13 protein-coding genes and 1 tRNA gene are annotated in these 16,390 nt (G+C 69.2%); 7 read left to right on the top strand and 7 right to left on the bottom strand.

Annotation, left to right across the window (positions count from 1 at the left end):
• Positions 1-2: 2 nt before the first annotated feature.
• The 3 genes from RM445_RS01275 to RM445_RS01265 all read right to left on the bottom strand — a co-directional run bounded on the left by RM445_RS01275 (position 3) and on the right by RM445_RS01265 (position 4,443).
• A complete protein-coding gene (locus tag RM445_RS01275; protein ID WP_311554054.1) occupies positions 3-1,148 on the bottom strand; it encodes a hypothetical protein in 1,146 nt (381 codons plus the stop codon).
• Positions 1,078-2,967: a glycosyltransferase gene (locus tag RM445_RS01270; RefSeq protein WP_311554053.1), complete on the bottom strand. Its 1,890-nt coding sequence runs from the start codon at positions 2,965-2,967 to the stop codon at positions 1,078-1,080. The genes RM445_RS01275 and RM445_RS01270 overlap by 71 nt, the downstream gene beginning before the upstream one ends.
• A gap of 90 nt (positions 2,968-3,057) precedes the next feature.
• A complete protein-coding gene (locus RM445_RS01265) occupies positions 3,058-4,443 on the bottom strand; it encodes an SRPBCC family protein (RefSeq protein WP_311554052.1) in 1,386 nt (461 codons plus the stop codon).
• A 143-nt stretch (positions 4,444-4,586) separates the two neighbouring features.
• Here RM445_RS01265 and RM445_RS01260 point away from each other — a divergent pair.
• From RM445_RS01260 to RM445_RS01235, 6 genes are all read left to right on the top strand, one after another.
• Positions 4,587-4,660: transfer RNA gene (locus RM445_RS01260), tRNA-Thr, on the top strand.
• A 95-nt stretch (positions 4,661-4,755) separates the two neighbouring features.
• Positions 4,756-6,108, top strand: a complete 1,353-nt coding sequence (locus tag RM445_RS01255) for a tyrosine-type recombinase/integrase (RefSeq protein ID WP_311554051.1) — start codon at positions 4,756-4,758, stop codon at positions 6,106-6,108.
• A gap of 409 nt (positions 6,109-6,517) precedes the next feature.
• On the top strand, positions 6,518-7,921 hold the full coding sequence (locus tag RM445_RS01250; protein WP_311554050.1) for a tetratricopeptide repeat protein: 1,404 nt from the start codon (positions 6,518-6,520) through the stop codon (positions 7,919-7,921).
• Positions 7,922-8,053: 132 nt separating this feature from the next.
• Entirely contained in the window at positions 8,054-8,380 is a 327-nt protein-coding gene (locus tag RM445_RS01245) for a hypothetical protein (protein WP_311554048.1), read from the top strand.
• Positions 8,381-8,426: 46 nt separating this feature from the next.
• Positions 8,427-10,685: a CHAT domain-containing protein gene (locus tag RM445_RS01240; protein ID WP_311554047.1), complete on the top strand. Its 2,259-nt coding sequence runs from the start codon at positions 8,427-8,429 to the stop codon at positions 10,683-10,685.
• 2 nt (positions 10,686-10,687) lie between these two features.
• A complete protein-coding gene (locus tag RM445_RS01235) occupies positions 10,688-11,638 on the top strand; it encodes a tetratricopeptide repeat protein (protein ID WP_311554046.1) in 951 nt (316 codons plus the stop codon).
• Between the two features lie 596 nt (positions 11,639-12,234).
• Here the strand turns inward: RM445_RS01235 and RM445_RS01230 are convergent.
• From RM445_RS01230 to RM445_RS01220, 3 genes are all read right to left on the bottom strand, one after another.
• Positions 12,235-12,780 (bottom strand): GNAT family N-acetyltransferase, encoded by a 546-nt coding sequence (locus tag RM445_RS01230; protein ID WP_311554045.1) that lies wholly within the window; start codon positions 12,778-12,780, stop codon positions 12,235-12,237.
• 11 nt (positions 12,781-12,791) lie between these two features.
• Positions 12,792-14,090, bottom strand: coding sequence for a hypothetical protein (locus RM445_RS01225; protein WP_311554044.1), 1,299 nt, complete (start codon positions 14,088-14,090; stop codon positions 12,792-12,794).
• A gap of 205 nt (positions 14,091-14,295) precedes the next feature.
• Complete coding sequence (locus tag RM445_RS01220; protein WP_311554043.1) at positions 14,296-14,667, bottom strand: winged helix-turn-helix domain-containing protein; 372 nt, start codon at positions 14,665-14,667, stop codon at positions 14,296-14,298.
• Between the two features lie 144 nt (positions 14,668-14,811).
• Between RM445_RS01220 and RM445_RS01215 the strand changes: the two genes are divergently transcribed.
• Positions 14,812-15,060 carry a helix-turn-helix domain-containing protein gene (locus RM445_RS01215; protein WP_311554042.1) on the top strand — a complete coding sequence of 83 codons (249 nt, stop codon included), beginning with the start codon at positions 14,812-14,814 and terminating at the stop codon, positions 15,058-15,060.
• 23 nt (positions 15,061-15,083) lie between these two features.
• Here the strand turns inward: RM445_RS01215 and RM445_RS01210 are convergent, their stop codons facing one another.
• Entirely contained in the window at positions 15,084-16,352 is a 1,269-nt protein-coding gene (locus tag RM445_RS01210; protein WP_311554041.1) for an IS110 family transposase, read from the bottom strand.
• Between the last annotated feature and the right edge of the window lie 38 nt (positions 16,353-16,390).

The following is a 16,390-nucleotide window of genomic DNA, read 5'->3' as shown; positions in this document are numbered from 1 at the left end:
CGTCACACCGGAGTGACGGCCGCCAGCCAGTCCGTGAAGCCCGGGCTGGTCGGCGGCCACACCCACGCGAGCACGAGCTGCACGATCGCGACGGCCGCGATCACGACGCGGGTCCGGCGGCTCGTGTCCCGCGGTACCGACAGCAGCGCGACCAGTGTGAAGAGCACGTACGCCGTCACGGGTGTGTAGCGCAGGCCGATCCACACCGCGACGACGGACGCCGGCACCGGCGTCAGGTACCCCACGAGCGCCATCGGGCGGCGCAGGGCGTGGATCAGGCCGACAGCCACGAACAACGGCACGTGCACCAGCGCGCACACCACCGTGGTCGCGGCCGTGCCGAGCGCCGGCCACACCCCGGCGCGGAAGGCCAGGACGGCGGGATCCGCGGCGACGGTGCCGAAGATCGTGCCGGAGAAGCGCCACTCCAGGAACATCCAGCTCAGCACCGCGAACACCGTCGGGAAGACGATCACGGCGACGGTCGCGCGGGTGCGGGACGTCTCCGGCTGGAACCGCTCGTGGGCGATGAACCAGGTCGCCGTGCCGAGCGCGAGGGCGTAGAAGATCGCGATCGGGTCGACCGTGAACGCCGCGGCGAGCGCGAGGCCGGTCACGAACCCGGCCTCGGTGTCGCGGTGGACGGTGAACCGGACGAAGCCGTGCATGGCCACCGCGAGCAGCGACAACAGCGCGATCCCGGCCACCGACTGGCTCGCGGCGTACGCCACGGCGGGGACCGCGAACAGCGGCAGGAGCAGGCAGCCGGTGAGGACGGGGGAGAAGCCGCGACGCACGAACTGCTCCCACACCAGGTGCAGCGTGCAGGCGGCGAACAGGCTCGCCACCACGCTCAGCCCCAGCGTCTCGCCCGGTACGAGACCGGCGAGCAGCGTGGGCGTCGGGGGATACGCCGCCGCCATGCCGGCCAGATCCGAGCCACCGGCACGCACCGCGGCGGCCTGTGCGTCGAACGTCCGGTGCGACGCGCTCTCGAAGCCGCGGGCCTGCGCCCAGATCCCAAGGCCGACGAGCGGTAGCGCCAGGGCCAGCCGCAGCCCCCAGCGTGCTCCTGCGCTAGCCGGCCAACGTCGGCTCCGGTCCGGCAGCAGCGTCGGGGAGCCGATGGGCAGCGTGGCTGAGGCCATGGACGGTCTTCTCCCAGTAGTGCGGCTTCGTCACGAGCTGCCAGAGCGCCTTGTAGGCGGCGGCCGAGTGCAGCAGCCAGTAGACGGGGTTGAGCAGCGCCCACAGCACGAGCGAGTAGTTGCGCCGCTTGAACGCGCCCATCATCGACACGTAGATCATCAGCCCGTTGCCGACGAGCAGGTTGAAAAGGATCACCCACAGCACCCAGCCGGGGAAGACGCCGGCCATCTCCGACGGCGGCAGGATCAGCGCCACCACGAACAGCCCGTACAGCGGTGGGGTGAACAGGAACGTCACCGGGGTGCCACCCACCAGCAGCGCGAACGCCGCGGTCCGCCGCACCCCCGCCGTCCGCAGCAACGCACGAGGCCGGCGCAGGTGCACGAGCAGCGTCTGCAGGTAGCCCTTGATCCAGCGCGACCGCTGGCGCACCCAGTTGCCCGGTGCCCGGTTCGCCTCCTCGTAGGTGGTCGAGTTGATCACGCCGACGGTGCGTCCGAAAGCTGCCGCACGAATGCCGAGGTCGGCGTCCTCGGTCACGTTGAACGGGTCCCAGCCACCGAGCATGCGCAGGCCGCGGGTGCGGAAGTGGTTCGACGTGCCGCCGAGCGGGATCGGCAGGCGCAGCCGGTCGAGGCCCGGGAGCATGTAGTCGAACCAGAACGAGTACTCCACGGTGAACATCCGGGTGAGCCAGTTGTCGGTGGCGTTCCAGTAGTTCAGCGCCGCCTGCACGCACACCAGCCGGTCGCCGCCGCGGCGGAACGCGATCACGGCCTTCTTCAGCTGGTCGGGCTCCGGCCTGTCCTCGGCGTCGTAGATCACCAGGAACTCGCCGCGGGCGAAGAACAAGCCCACGTTGCAGGCCTTGGGCTTGGTCTGCGGGTGCCCGGGCGGCACCGTGAGGAACGTGATCGTCGACGGTGGCCGCGCCGCCTTTGCCGCCTCGATCGTCTCGGTGTCGTTCTCCTCGAGCAGCAGGAGGACCTCGAGCTTCTCGCGCGGGTAGTCGAGCGCGCCGAGGTTGGCGATCAGGTCGGCGACGACGTTGGCCTCCTCGTACACCGGCACGAGCACCGTGTACGTGGGCAGGTCGCGGGGGTCGAGCGCGGCGACGTCCGCGTCGTCGACCTGCACCCGGTTCTCGTGCCGCGCCCCGACCATGCAGACCACGAACTTGAACAGCACTGCGGCGAGGAAGGCCAGGCTCAGGGCGGCGCTGAGCACCGCGACCGTCGTCCGGGGGGCCAGCACAACACCGGCCATCAGCCCGGCGAGCAGGAGGCCGAGCCACACCCGCTGACCGGCGAGCAGCACCTGCCGGGCCGACTGCATGCGGTCGCGCCGCCAGAGGCCCAGGGTCGCCTGCTCGACGACGGTCTCGCGGAAGGCGGTGTTCAGCGACTGGAGGATGTCCCAGTCGGTGGTGACCACGAGCGTGACCGGAGCGCACAGCCGGTCCAGGATCGACCGCTGCCGCTCGAGGGTGGGCCGCTCGGAGGTCGCGACGAGGATCCGCTCACCGTCGCGGCCGTACGGGATCCAGCCCTCCTCGGCGAGGACGTGCGGATCGAGCCCGTCGAGCAGGGAGAGGTCGAGCGGGGTGTTGACCAGATCGACGAACTCGCAGTCCCAGGTGCGCGCGAGCACCCGGTAGACCGCGTCGCGGCGGATGAGCCCGGCCGCCACGAGGATCGCCCCGAGCCGACAGCCCGTGCGCTCCTGCACCTCCGTGGCCCAGTCGCGCTGCTCGGCGGTGATCCACCCCTCCCTGACGAGGATCTCGCCGAGCTTCTCCTTCGTCCCGCCGACCTGCACCTACGCAGGATCACCAGGTTCGATCACGTTTACGTGCGCCCGCGGGAAGGTCGACACGACCGGGTGACGACCTTCCCTGCTCGCCAGGGCCTACACGCTCGGCCGGATCGGGTTATCCGGGTCGTCCGCCGTGCCCGCACGCGGGTCGAGCGGGTCGAGGCCGCCGCCGACCTCGTCGGCTGTCCCCGGCGTGTCGAGGGTGTTCAGCCCCGTCGGCTGCGGGGCGGGAGCACCCCGGTGGCCCTCGATCCCCCGGTCGGCGATGTCGCGCTCGGTGACGTCCCGGTTCGCGAAGTCGCGCTCCACGACGCCCCCGCCGGAGATGTCCCGGTTCGCGAAGTCGCGGGCGACGACGTCGTCGCTCGTGATGCTCTCGTCCGCGAAGTCGCGCTGCACGACGCCTTCCTGCCCGGCGCCGCGGACTCCGCGGTCCTCACCCGGGCCGCTGCCGCCTGCCGCCCACGGCTCGTCCGACCGTGCCTCGTGCCGCCCGCCGGTGCCGGTGCTTGCACCCGGGTTGCCGGTGACGGTGCCGGAGTTGGGGTCGTCGCTGCTCAGCCCGGTGTCCGTGCCGAAGCCGGCGACGCCTGCCGCCGACGAGGACGCGGCGCCGGCGGCGACGCCGGTCCGTTCGCCGTCGTCGGTGCCCGTTCCGGTGCGACTCGCCGCGTGCGCGCCGGGGTTGCCGGTCACGACGCCCGAGTTCGGGTCGTCGCTGCTCAGACCGGTGTCCGTGCCGAAGCCGGCGACGCCCGTCTGGGACGACGACGCCGCGTCGGCGGTCGGTCCGGACGTCCCGGCGGCACCGCGCCCCGCATCGGGATCCACGGCGATCGGATCGCCGCTGTGTCCGAGCGTCGAGTCGTCCACCGACGGGGTCGCCGACGGCGCACCCCCGTGCTCGGTCGTCAGGGTGCTCTCCGTGCTCCCGGTGGGCCCGACGGCCACGACGTCGCCCGGCACGTCGTCCGCCGTCTCGCCCGCACCCGTCCGTGCATCCGCTCCATCCGACACCACGTCACCGTCCTCGATCGTGCCTCGCCAGCCACCCGTCGCCGAGCCCCGGCCTTCGATGAACTCCTTGAACCTGTCGAGATCCGCCACTGCCTGCCGGTCGACGACGTCCAGCACGTCCCCGATCCGCTCGAGGACGCCCTCGGGCTCGAACTCGAGCGTGAGCCGCACGCGCGTGCGGTCCGCGCCGACGTCGTCGAAGAACACCGCGCCCGCGTTCGTCGCTCCGGTGGTCGCCGCCCAGGCGACCTTCTGGTCGGGGACCTGCTCGATGATCTCGGCGTCCCATTCGCGGCGGATGCCGGCGATGTGCGCGACCCAGTGCGTGAGCGCGTCGCCGACCTGCCGGACCTCTTCCACGCCCGACATGAACCGCGGGAACTCCTCGAACCGTGTCCACTGGTCGTAGGCCGTACGCACCGGCACCGCGACCTCGATGGACCGTTCCACGTGCGTGGTCACCAACGCTCTCCTCGCCGTCGAGGGCCTCGGCCCGTCATGCGGTCGGGTACCCGCTGATCACGGCGATGACCCGCGCCGATGGTGGGCGACCGGCCCCCGCAGCCCACTGACGAGGGGTCGCTACACTTGGCGCCGCACCACCCGCCGCCTTAGCTCAGTCGGTTAGAGCGACGCACTCGTAATGCGTAGGTCTGGGGTTCGACTCCCCAAGGCGGCTCCGCAGGTCAGGGCCGGTGTCCGGCCCTCATCCATCCCCTTCCGGCGACGCTCGTGGCCTCCTTCGTGGCCTCCATCGGTTCTACAGTCCGCCGCATGGCCTCCCCACGGTCGGCACGCGGACGCCAGCGCGGCACCATCGGATGGTTGCCGAGCGGCTCGGCACGGGTGAAGGTGTACGCCGGGATCGACCAGCTCACCGGCAAGAAGTTGTGGCTCCGTGAGACCGTGCCGGCCCGGGAGAACCGCAAGGAGACGCAGCGCGAGGCGGAGAAGGCCATCACGCGGCTGCTCAATCAGGTCGACGAGCAGCGCAGCCCCCGCACGGAGGCCACGGTCAATGAGCTGCTCAACCGGTGGCTGGGAGTCCTCGACGTCGAGCGCAAGACCCGCGCCGGCTACGTCAGCAAGATCGAGAAGCACGTGCGGCCGACAATCGGCCGGCTGCAAGTGGCCCGAGTCAAGGCCGAGACGATCGACGAGCTCTACGCGCAGCTGCGGCGCTGCCGCGACCACTGCCGCGGCGAGAAGTACGTCCAGCACCGGACCGACTGTGAGCACGTCTGCGATGAGCACAGCCCACGCCGGCCCTGTGCGCAGGTGACGTTTCAGGACCCGTCGGCGTACTGCCGGTGGTGCGAGCGCATGTGCCGCCAGCATCGGTGCAAGCCGTTGGCGGCGGCGAGCATCCGGGTCGTGCACGCCATCCTCAGCGGCGCATTCTCGCGGGCCGTGAGATGGGGCTGGATCGGCGTGAACCCGATCGACCAGACCGAGCCGCCGCCGGTACCTCGGCCGAACCCGAGCCCGCCCACGGCTGCGGAGGCCGCCGCGCTGCTGACCGAGGCCTGGGCAGACCCCGACTTCGGCACGCTGGTGATGTTCGCGATGACCACCGGGGCCCGACGCGGCGAGGTCTGCGCGCTGCGCTGGTCGCAGCTCGACCTCGACGCCGGCGTAGCGGTATTCCGGGCCAGCATCGGGCAGATCGCCGGCCAGCGGTGGGAGAAGGACACCAAGACCCACCACGCCCGCCGAGTCACCCTCGATGCCGAGCTCGTGGCCGTGCTGCGTGAGCACCGCATCCGGTACGAAGAACACGCCCGCCTGGTCAACAGCACGCTGCGTCGCGACGGGTTCGTATTCTCACCGCACCCGGACGGCAGCGTGATGACCAACCCGGACACGCTGACTCAACGCTACGGGCGCCTGGCCAAGCGGCTCGGCTTCAACACCCACCTGCACAGCCTGCGGCACTACTCGGCTACGGAGCTAATTGCCGCAGGAGTCGACATCCGAACAGTTGCCGGACGACTGGGTCACGCTGGCGGAGGCTCAACGACGTTGCGCACCTACTCGGCATTCGTACTCGAAGCCGACCAGCGTGCCGCAGCGGCGCTCGCCGGCCGACGGCCACGCCCCGTAGTCCGTCCGCCTCATGACACCTGAAGGTCGATTCATGCTGACGTCGATCCTGCGGACAACCACAGGCGCGACCTTGTCTGCGACAACCTGTCCGCGACCTGTCGCGCGACAACCTGTCCGCGGCCTGTCCGGTCCGTTGTGTTTACAGGCCCAAGGCTCACTGAGCTGACGCGGTAGCGTGCGGTGGCTCCCTCACCGGGGTCGTCTCGAGTAGCGAGGGGTGTGGCTTGAGGTTGGTCGGTCTGATGGTTCAGGGTTCGTCGCGGCGTTTCGTACGCGTATCGGCGTTGGTGCAGGTCGCAGACATCATGCAGGTGCCTCACGGGCTAGCATCTGGTTGCGGCATGAAGTTGCCCCCGGTTTCAGAGTGTTGGGCGCCCTTCGCCTGGTTCGGAACCGGCGGGCGGAATTCTTGACGTCGGTGGCGCGGTGGGTGGAGGTGCACCGGCTGGCTGTGGCCGGGGGCGAGGCCGTGATCGCCCGCGCGGTCGGTGGTCGGGTGAGTCAGGAGTGGCTGGCGACGTCTCGGTTCGCCGACGTGGCCCGGTTGGCCAAGGCAATTCTGTCGCTGGGTGAGGACGCCGACGCTCTCTACCACTTGGGGTGGGCGCGGCAGGCCACTGGGCGACCGGCGGAGGCGTTGAGCGCCTATGAGCAGGCGCTGGACCTGTACCGGGCGGCCGGGAACCGGGGGAACGAGGCCACCACCCTCAACAACATTGGCCTGGTCTACCAGGGGTTGGGGCGGCCGCAGCAGGCCCTGGATTACTTCCGGCAGGCGCTGCCCACTATGCGGGCGGCCGGGAACCGGGGGAACGAGGCCACCACCCTCAACAACATTGGCCTGGTCTACCGGGTGTTGGGGCAGCCGCAGCAGGCGCTGGATTACTTTCGGCAGGCGCTGCCCATCCACCGGGAGATCGTCGACCGGGCCGGTGAAGCCAGAACCCTCAACAACATCGGCTCCCTCTACCAGGGGTGGGGGCAACTGCGGCAGGCCCTGGACTACTACCAGCAGACCCTGTCAATCGCCCGGAAAATCGGTGAACGGGCCGGTGAAGCCACCGCCCTCAACAACATTGGCGTCGCCTACGAGAAGTTGGGGCAGCCGCAGCAGGCCCTGGACTGCCACCAGCAGGCCCTGCCCATCCGCCGGGAGGTCGGTGACCGGGCCGGTGAAGCCACCACCCTCAACAACATCGGCCACGTCTACCAGGGGTTGGGGCAGCCGCAGCAGGCCCTGGACTACTACCAGCAGACCCTGTCCATCGCCCGGGAGGTCGGTGAGCGTGCCGGTGAAGCCACCACCCTCAGCAACATTGGCCTGGTCTACCAGGGGTTGGGGCAGCCGCAGCAGGCCCTGAACTACTCCCGTCAGGCGCTGCCCATCCAGCGGGAAATTGGTGACCGGGCTGGTGAAGCCACCACCCTCAGCAACATTGGCCTGGTCTACCAGGGGTTGGGGCAGCCGCAGCAGGCCCTGAACTACTCCCGTCAGGCGCTGCCCATCCAGCGGGAAATTGGTGACCGGGCTGGTGAGGCGGTCACGCGCTACAACTTGGCGATGATCTACCGCGGGCAGGGAGATCTGGGGCGGGCGGTTGCGGAGTTGGAACAGGTCGTCGAGCTCGACCGCCAGGTTCAACGCCCTGACCTGGCCTCCGACACCGCCATGCTCGAACGCGTACGTCAAGAACACGCAGAATTCGACCCTGAACTGGACAGCGATGAGAGCGCCCGTCCAGGTCGGACAGCCGATCAGCGGACGTCAGCGGAGGATGGGAACGCTCTGGGCTGGGTGAAACGGGTGCTGCGGGCGAGGCGAAAGAAGGCATGACCATGCAGAACAATGCGAATAGGACACTGCGTGCCGTTACCGTTCGTGCTCGCGCGGAGTGGGAATCCTACGATTGACTTCTGTCGTGCATGCTGTCCTGTTGCTGGCTGATCTTTGGTGAGGGGTGTGGACGTGGCTGCTGCGTCGATTGAGGTGTCGGGGCCGGATGCTGAACGGCTGGCTCGCGAGTTGCAGGCGGCGTTGGCCGCCGCGGCCGGGACTGGGGAGAGCGCGTCCGCGGTCGAGGTGCAGCGCTCACCGGAGTTGGTGATCGCGGTGATCGGGTTGGTGTTCAGCGGGGTGAGCACGGCCAAGACGATCTGGGACTGGTGGCGGGTGCGTCACGCGCAGGGTGCGACGGTGAAAATCCTTCTAGCCGACGGCACTCGCATGGATTTGGCCGGGATCGACCAGCAGCGGTTGGAGGTCGAGTTCAGTCAACGAACGTCGGAGGGGTGAGTGACCGCGGCCAGACGACGCGCTGGAACTGGTCTGAGGGGCTTGGGTGAACGAGTTCGAGCTGGAGGTCTTTGAGCAGACCTCGGACTACGTGGAGCTGCGGCTACGCGGCAGCGGCAGCAGGGTGCAGACCCGTGGCCTGGACCGGGTGGCGGTCGAGGAACTCATCGGCGTGGCAGAGCAGTCCTACGCCCAGGACGCGGTGGCGCAGGGGGTGTTCGGCGCGGCCGGGCTTCGTGAACTGGGCGAGAGACTGTTCGCCTTCCTCGACGGTGATCAGCGGTGGCTGGCCGCAGTGGTGGACGACCCGTCGGGGGCCGTGCTGCGATTCTCTGCCGAGCAGCGGTTGCGGCATCTGCCCTGGGAACTGTTGACCCGCGGCGGCGACTATCTCGCCGTGTCCGGGCAGGCGCCGCTGTTGGCGATTCGAGCGGCCCGCGCCGGCGCCGGTCAGGGCGGCCCGTCCGTGGCCGGGAACCGGCCGTTGCGGGTGTTGTTCATGGCGACCTCACCGGAGGGTGTGGAGCCGGTCCTCAACTATGAGGCCGAGGAAGCCGGGATTCTGGCGGTAACCGCGGACACCGGAACGGAATTGGTGGTCGAGGAGAGCGGGACGCTGGAGGGTCTGCGGTTCACCGCGGAGTCCTACGGCGCCGGCTATTTCGACGTGCTGCACATCAGCGGCCACGCCGACGTGCGCGAAGGTCGGCCGGTGTTCCTGGTGGAGAACGAGCTCGGCGCGCCGGTGTGGGCCGAGGCTGATGAGTTCGTGCAGGCGATGGCCGGGCAGTGGCCACGGATGGTGTTCGTGTCGGGGTGTCTCACGGCTAACGCACCCGGGCAGGGCAAGGTCCCGTCGATGAGTGAAAGCCTGGTCCGGGCGGGAGCCCCGATCGTGTTGGGGTGGGCGCTGCCGGTGGGCGACATCGCCGCCTCCAGTTTCGCCGCCGAGCTGTATCGAGGATTGGCGGCCGGATTGCCGGTGCATCGCTCGGTGGTCGTGGCCCGGCAGCGGCTGTACCGGGAACGCAGCCGCAACTGGCATCTGCTGCGCGTGTACGCCGACTCCTCGCCACTGACCCCGATGGTCACCGCCCGCAACACCCCGCGGCGGGAACGGATCCGGGTCCGACAGGCCGCGGCCGAGTTCCTCGACCCGCAAACCCGGATCTCCCGAGTCGCGCCCCGGGAGGCGTTCGTCGGGCGGCGGCGGGTGATCCAACGTTGCCTGCGCACCCTCACACAACCCCTCGGTACGGCCGGCGCGGCGGAGGCGCTGGTGGTGCAGGGGATGGGCGGGCTGGGGAAGAGCACGCTGGCGTCGCGGCTGTTGGAGCGGATGCCTACCTACCAGCGGGTGGTCTGGTTCGGCCGGGTCGATCTCACCAAACTGCGGGAACTGACCGAGAAGGTCACCTTCGCGGATCTGGACCAGCAGATCGAGGCAACCGAGCTGCTCAACAACGAGCGCGCCGATCTCACCGTACGGCTGAGGTACCTGTTCGCCGGGCCACTCGCAGACATACCCTGTCTGCTGGTGCTCGACGACTTCGAACACAATCTCGACGAGCGCGACAGCGGCCATGTCCTCTCGCCCGCCATGGCCCAGATTCTTCCTGCCCTACTCACCGCGATCCGGGACACCAACAGCCCCAGTCGGGTCCTAATCACTAGTCGCTACCGGTTTCCGGAACCGGACGGGTCAACCGTGCGGGTGGAAGCGTTGGAAACGTTGACCGACGTCGAGCAGACCAAGAAAATCGCAAACCTGACCAACCTGCGGCCCGCATCATTGACTACTCCACCGGAGGTGAAAGACCGTGCGGTGCACGCCGCGAGCGGCAACCCCCGCCTGCTCGACTGGCTCGACAAGATCGTTGCTGATCCGGACCTCGACGTCGAGGGGTTGATCGCCGCGATCGAGGGCGAGGCCGACCGGTTCCGCCGCGAGAACATCTTCGCCGAGAAGCTCCTCGCCACGCAGCCACTCGAGCTGCGAACCATGTTGGCCCGCCTCAACGTTGTCGAGCTCCCCGTGCCCGCAGCCACCGTGTACGCCGTGCACGACCACCCCGACGCCACTGCCCATGTTCACCGCGCTGCAGCCCTGGGTCTACTTGAGGAAGGCACCGATGCCGACACCGGCCAACCCCGCTACTTCGTCTCCAACGTCTTAAGACCCCTGATCAGGCCCCTGCTCACCGACGATCAGTACCGCGATGCCTGCGCCGCCGCCGCCCGCTCCCTCTATGACCTGTGGGTCACGACACCCGGCACGGCCAGCCCCGACCTTGACTCAAACTAGCCGTGACGTCGGTGGCGCGGTGGGTGGAGGTGCACCGGCTGGCTGTGGCCGGGGGCGAGGCCGTGATCGCCCGCGCGGTCGGGAACCGGGTGGGTCGGGTGTGGCTGGCGACGTCTCGGTTCGCCGACGTGGCCCGGTTGGCCAAGGCAATTCTGTCGCTGGGCGAGGATGCCGACGCTCTCTACCACTTGGGGTGGGCGCGGCAGGCCACTGGGCGACCGGCGGAGGCGTTGAGCGCCTATGAGCAGGCGCTGGGCCTGTACCGGGCGGCCGGGAACCGGGGGAACGAGGCCGCCACCCTGAACAACATCGGCATCGTCTACCGGGGGTTGGGGCAGCCGCAGCAGGCGCTGGACTACTACCAGCAGGCCCTGCCCATCATGCGGGAGGTCGGTGACCGAGGCGGGGAGGCCGCCACGCTCAGCAATATCGGCATCGTCTACCGGGGGTTGGGGCAGCCGCAGCAGGCCCTGGACTACTACCAGCAGGCCCTGCCCATCACGCGAGAAGTCGGTGACCGAGGCGGGGAGGCCCCCACGTTGAACAACATCGGCGGCGTCTACCGGGGGTTGGGGCAGCCGCAGCAGGCCCTGGACTACTACCAGCAGGCCCTGCCCATCACCCGGGAGGTCGGTGACCGGGCCGGTGAAGCTGCCACCCTCAACAACATCGGTCACGTCTACGACGGGTTGAGGCAGCCGCAGCAGGCGCTGGACTACTACCAGCAGGCCCTGCCCATCCGCCGGGAGGTCGGTGACCGGGCCGGTGAGGCTGTCACGCGCTACAACATGGCGATGATCTACCGCGCGCAGGGAAAGCTGAAGCGGGCGGTTGCGGAGTTGGAACAGGTCGTCGAGCTCGACCGCCAGCTTCAACACCCTGACCTGGCCTCGGACACCGCCATGCTCGAACGCGTACGCCAAGAACACGCCGAAGCGGAAACAGCTTCGTGACAGTGGTGGCGCGGTGGGTGGAAGAATCCGACTTTCCGTCGCCGATCTCCCAGGCTGACAGGGTGGGCTTGACAGGCGATTTCCGACACCCGTCACCCAAGTGCTGGGCTGGGGTATGACCTTGCTCCGCCTGTCATCTGGAAGCAGGAGGTGTGAATATTGCCCTGTCGCGCGTCATCGAGGAATACTGGGCGGGAGTCGTTCGGCGCCAGCAAGCTGTAGTTGATGTCTTCGCCCGCCTGGTTAAGCACCACGGCGAGCAAGGTCGAGAGAACGAGTCTGCGCTACGTCGGGTCCGCCCACGACTGGCAGGTCGCGCACGTTGCCGAATCAGGCTCTTGAAGTAGTCAAGTGCGCCGCCTCCGGCGGCGCGGACCGGCACCGCTCGGCTCGCGCACTCCGCCTCCGGCCCGTGCGCGGCCGGCGGAGCCGGTCCAGCTCTCAGCGGCAACCGCAGATCTCGCGTCGGATCAGCGAGCAGCCACAGCGAGGAAGTATGGCCCTCGGTCACCCGCAACAGCGACCGTCAGCTCATTAACCACGACATGACGCAGGTGGACTGTAAATCCGCTGCCGTCTGTCGGTAGCCGGCGAGGCTAACTTGGACGGACCAGTCGTTCGTCAGCCAGGAGTGAATAGAGCGCACTGTCGCGCCACGAGCCGTTGGTGAAGACGTGGTCGCGTATGCGGCCCTCGTACTTCATGCCGAGGTGGTCGGCGGTGGCGATGGATCTTAGGTTGTCTGGGCCGATAGCCGCCGAGATGCGATGTAGGTCCAGCTCGTGGAAGCCGAAGTCGACGATCAAACCCGCCATCTCCAGCGCGTATCCGTGCCCCCAGTGATCGGCCGCGACGGCGTAGCCGAGCTTGGCCGCCTTGACGCCCGTGAGCCCGAGCCGGGCGAAGCCGATGAGCGAGTCGTCATCAAGAACGCCCGCCAGGTAGTACTCAGTCCGCGGTTCAAGCTGAGCCCGCGCGACGACACCCTCGATCATCGCCGCCGCTTGGTTGCGGGTCCGCGAGTCGAACGACAACCACTGCGTCACGCGATCGTCGCCGACGAGCCCCATCGACGCATCGACGTCGTCGCGTTCAAACTCGCGCAACGTGATCCGGGGGCCGTGGAGCTTGACGGGATACACGGGTGACAGCCTCACCGAGGCAGGCTGCGCAGCGGTGCCCGGGTGTACTCCTCGATGCGCTCCTGTAGCTCGACGCCCTCCGCGCTGGTCGTGCCGTCAAGGGCAGCGTGGACGCGCTGTACCGAGTGGACGATGCCGTTAATGCGCTGCTCAACGGGGAGGCCGAGGACCGGCGCAAGGATCTCCGCGGCGCCGTCTACCTCGTGTTGCCGTACGCGGGCGATGGCGAGGTCTGCTCGGCTGCCGGCGGCGTCGCCGAACGCCCAGTCGGGATCGGCGGGGTCGGCGTACGCGGTGACGGCCTCGGTCGAGTAGTCCTGCGCGGCTGCGGCCTGGTCGGGGAGCCAGGCCAGGGCGTCGGCGGCGAAGTAGAGTTGTCGCGGACGCGAGAAGGTGGCGACGCCGCCCATCTCGTCCATCTCGTCCTGCCGAACGGTGCTCCAGGCGCGCTCTGCGCGTGCGATGGCGGCATGTGCTTGTGCGGCGTGTCCGAGGAGTCCCCAGGCGCGACCTTCGCTGGCGGCGAGCCAAACCGTCGAGCTGTTGCCCGCCCGCTCGGCGAACACGGCGCCGCGCTGGGCGTAGCGGATGCTGTCGTGCGGCCGGCGCGCCCAGTAGGAGACCAGCGCCTGCAGGCCACAGATCCAGGCCCGAGCGCCGTCGTGGTCGGCGTGCTCGGCACACAGCCACGCGGTCCGGGACTGGGCCAATGCGGCGTGCGGGTCGGCGAGATCATGCGACGCCTTCGCGAGGAGCCCGCCGACCACCGCAGCCATGAAGTACAGCTGGCGGGAGTGATTCGGACGCTGAGGCTGCTCGAGGAGCCGGAACAAGGTGTCCTGCAATGAGATCATGTGACCCAGCACCTCGGTCAATGGCCGGGTCGGGTACGACCGCACGAGGTCGCGGACATCCTCCTGCACGAGCGCAAGCGTCTCGTCCGACATGGTTTGCAAATTTGACATGAAGCGGCGTGCGCGATCTGCGGCCACCTTAAGCACCTCCGACGTCCGCGGAGCCGGCTCGATGTGTCCCGAGCCAACAACGACGAGTTCTCCCTGTGCGTACGGGGCGAGCAGCTCGTCGATCGAGCGGCCGAAGGCGTACTGCAGTGCGCGGCACGTCGCCGGGTTCGGCTGCGCGTCGCCCTGTCGCTCGCGGCGGGCGAGGCGAGCGAGGTGCCGGCTGCTCAGCGAGAGGCTGCGCTCTCCGTGCTCACGGGCGGCATCGCTGACGGCGCTGGCGGCCTCATCCCACGAGAGCTGCCGCTGCCGTACCAGCGCCTCCAGCAGCGTGCGTGGTGCGGTCATCCGCCTTCCTTCCCCGTACGTCCTCCACGGTGAGCTGCAAAGACGTCCGTTTCAAGGGTGCGTGAAGCCAGGTCCGGATGTGTCCTGGTGATGTCTCGGGAGGTCCAGCGTAGGGCGTGGCGATGTCCTATGGGTCCGTTTCACGGTGTTGCCCATGAGCGCACAACGTGCCGGGGTGATCACCCAGGAGGAGCGAGAGGGCGGCTCAGCGGTCGCTGTGGTCCGATCGAACCTCCAGCGCACTGATGCGCGCCTCCAGGTCCCGCAGCGCCGAATAAACCGAGTCTGCCAATTGCTGCAGCCGCGCCTCGACGTCACGGGTGCGGTCGCCGGTCAGCTCGTCGTCGGTGGGCACGGCGCGCACGAACACCGCCTTGCCGGGCTGTCCGACGACCAGGCCCTCGTCGCGCAGCTCTCGAATGGCTGCTCGGACGACCGTCGTCGAGACGCCGAACGACTCGGTGAGACGGGCGGTGGACGGCAGCTCGCCGCCCACTGGGTAGGTGCCGGCCGCGATCGCAGTCCGCAGGTTGGCTGCGGCCTCGACGTACTTCGGCCGGCCGGTGTGCTCGACCACCTGTGCTGCCTCCGTCGCCCTCTTGGTACGTGCCTTGCGCACATGGTGCACCACGGCGCGGACGAGCCGCGGGACAGCAGCTTGTACCACCTTGCACATAAGGATTGCTATGTACACACGGTGAACAAGGTTGAAGGAGTGAAGATGCCCGACCAGCCCAAGGTGGCGCCGACGTTCTACGACGTGCGCGACGTCGCCGAGATGTTCCAGATGTCGCGCATGACCGTGTACCGGGCCATCCACACAGGCGAGCTGCCCGCGGTCCGCATCCGGGGACGGTGGCTCGTCCCCGCGAAGGTGATCGAGGCGCTCGTGACCGCGGCGGAGGCGGCGGTTCCGGGGCGGACGGCGAGCCCGGCTCAGTCCGGCCTGACCGGGGGAGTGGTCCTGTGAGACACCCTCTGTCAACCACCTCCTCAGGCGGCGCGTCCGAGGGCGCGGTTGCGGTTGGCGACGTGGACGGCTTCGTCGTAGCGCACTCCTTTGGTCAGGCAGTGCCAGAGGATCTCCAGCCAGCGGTTGCCGAGGGTGCGCAGAGCCGCGTGGTGGTTCTTACCGGCAGCGATTTTCTGGTCGTAGAACTCACGGGCCAAGCCACTTTGGGACAGGCTGCAGAACGCCCACTGGTGGACGGCGTCGCCGAGGTAGCGGTTGTGCGCGAGCCGGCGGGCCACGACGAAGTCGCTCTTGCCGGAGCGGCGGGTGACCGGGGCGCGTCCGGCGTAGCACTGCAGCCCGTTCGGGGAATCGAACTGGTCGATGTGCTCGCCGATCTCACCGGCGACCCGAGCTGCCAGGCGGTCTCCCAGGCCGGGGAAGCTCAGGTAGATCGCCCCGCCTGGGAACGCGTTCCCCGGGTCGGGGTCCTTGACGGTGTGGTCGCGTCCGGTGCGCCGGCCACCCAGCAGCAGCTCGGCCATGCGGGCCTCCCAGCCGCGGCGGGCCTCGTGCAGGGCCAGCAGCTGGACCGCGGCCAGCCGGATCCCGGCGGCCTTGGCCCGCACCAGGTAGTCGCGGGTGGGCAGCGACGGTACGGCCAGCGCGGCCGCGACCCGGTCGGCGAAGCGCTCGGGCCAGCCGTGGTGGCCAGCGCGGGCGAAGGCGACCAACTCGTCACGGGTGGCCGCGGCCAGCTCTGGCTGGGTGGGCCAGCGCTCCAGCAGCCGCAGCACCGTCGGTGCGCCCAGGTCCGCGCCGGCCAGGACCAGCGCGGTGGGATAGGTGGTCTGCAGGTCCGCGCGCAGCCGGTTGAGCAGCCGGCGCTGGTCGCGGGCGGCGCGTTCGTCGTCGCGGGCGATCGCCCGCAGCTCCCCACCAAGGTGGCCGTGCGGGATCAGCGCCTTGAGCCCGGCGTGCCGGTCCAGGGCGAGCAGGCAGCAGATCCGGGCGTCCTCGGCATCGTCCTTCTTCCGCGCCGGGCCACGCCGGCGGGCGACCAGGTCCGGGTTGACCGGCAGCACGGTGAACCCGGCATCAACCAACGCCTCGACCAGCAGCCCGTGTCGGGTCTCCAGCACCACCCGCACCTCGGCCGGGTCCGGCTCCAGGCGCAGCGCGCGCTCGATCAGAGAGCCGACTCCGCCTGGTCCGTGCTCGATCCGGAACTGCTCGACCACCCCCTCCTCTGGTGTTCCGAAGGCGACGTCATGGAACTCCTCGGCCCAGTCGATGCCGATTCCCAGCACCAGCCCTCCTCCCGCCGTGCCCATCTTGGCCGTTGTGC

Source organism: Pseudonocardia charpentierae (assembly GCF_031845345.1).
GTDB classification, from domain to species: Bacteria; Actinomycetota; Actinomycetes; order Mycobacteriales; family Pseudonocardiaceae; genus Pseudonocardia; species Pseudonocardia charpentierae.
Note: the sequence above shows the minus strand (reverse complement) of the source record. Positions and strands in the feature narration are given on the sequence as shown.